The 1,448-nt window shown below is 37.8% G+C and carries 1 protein-coding gene and 1 pseudogene; one reads left to right on the top strand and one right to left on the bottom strand.

The features are described 5' to 3' along the window. Positions 1 to 235, bottom strand: a pseudogene (locus G4P69_RS38170) (AAA-like domain-containing protein); the annotation flags it as partial. A gap of 660 nt (positions 236 to 895) precedes the next feature. Between G4P69_RS38170 and G4P69_RS38175 the strand changes: the two are divergent. Beyond that, positions 896 to 1,177: a peptidoglycan-binding domain-containing protein gene (locus tag G4P69_RS38175; protein WP_208345124.1), complete on the top strand. Its 282-nt coding sequence runs from the start codon at positions 896 to 898 to the stop codon at positions 1,175 to 1,177. Positions 1,178 to 1,448 lie beyond the last annotated feature (271 nt).

The following is a 1,448-nucleotide window of genomic DNA, read 5'->3' on the forward strand; positions in this document are numbered from 1 at the left end:
AGTTGAATGCTCGGAAACAGGACTTTAGGGTTTGTTGATCTACCCCCACTTCACAAGCAAATACTTTTGCTACTGTATCTGGATCTAACCCAGTGCGAATTGCTAAGGCTTGATGGGTATAATGTTTATCTAAATTTTCACAACTTTCTGATTGTGATTTTGCATCTTGCAGTTTTTGAAATCCTTGCAGTGTTAGGATTACACCACGTTTCCGGCTCCTTTGTTGGGGCTTCATTAAATACCTCACAGGTAATAAATATATTTTTTATGGATAAGGATTTCTGGATTACTAATGTATCTTCTCGAACCACTAAGAAATAGGAGGATGACTGGCACAAGTCACCACCAAATAAATAGGACTGACTCTTTAACAAAAAGCTTAACTATGTAGGTTAAGTCTGAACCATAGGTTAAGCCTAAAGAGGTAATCTTGCCCTTTTATTTATAGAGTTAGAGCGCATCAACTTATGCACTTGCTTAAAAGTATGTCAAATTAGCGGATGCGATCGCCCTTGTTTTCCATATTGCCAATTGCGTCCCTGCTGTCTAGGGTCTGGAATACGAGATGCTCTCAAACTCTGAAATTTAGGTTCACTAGATACTTGCTATTGGGCGCTGATAACTGTAGATGCTGTACCTAAGATCATTGTACCAATTTTACCGAAAAAAAGAAACGTAATGATAGGTTCAGTATTGCTGGAATAGGCTTTGTGCTTAAAAAGAAAAATTGATTGATCAGAACTTTATAAGTTCTTTTTAAGTTCATCAATTTCGGTTGTCAAGGCTGGATTGAAAGAAGCAAACTGAATTCAATGACATATACGGGCTAAACAAACACTCTTAAAAGTATTAGCAGTGTATGTTCTCTACTAAACACACATGGAGAAATAAAACTATGACTAGCACAACCGAAGCACAAGGTCCTGCTACCAGTGCGAATTTGTACAATGATATGCCTACTCTCAGTAATGGCACTGTTAGCGAAGGAGTTAGATTAGTGCAACAGATTTTAATTCGTTGCTACCATTACGAAATTACCTTTGACGCTGACTTTGGCCCACAAACAGAGGAAACTGTCAAAGACTTTCAACGCAAACATCATATTACTGTAGATGGGATTGTCGGGGTTCAAACTTGGCGTACTTTGATTGGATCTGCCTGTAAACCTAGACCTTAACCAAAAGGCTTGAAGAAGAATACATCCGTCAGAATACATCCGTCAGAATCAATTAGTCGGGGATTCAAACCCGCCACTGATTGTAATTTTGAATTAATAATTTTGAATTGTTTTGACTTTTGTCAATCGATGATTTCTACTTTTGTTCCATTTTATTCAACTACACTCAGGAGAAAATCATGTCTACTATTTCTAGCCCAATTCTGCGTCCAGGTAGCACTGGTGAAGATGTCAAACATCTGCAACATGATCTCAATATTTATGGATACCA

This window comes from Aetokthonos hydrillicola CCALA 1050, from assembly GCF_017591665.1.
Lineage (GTDB): Bacteria > Cyanobacteriota > Cyanobacteriia > Cyanobacteriales > Nostocaceae > Aetokthonos > Aetokthonos hydrillicola.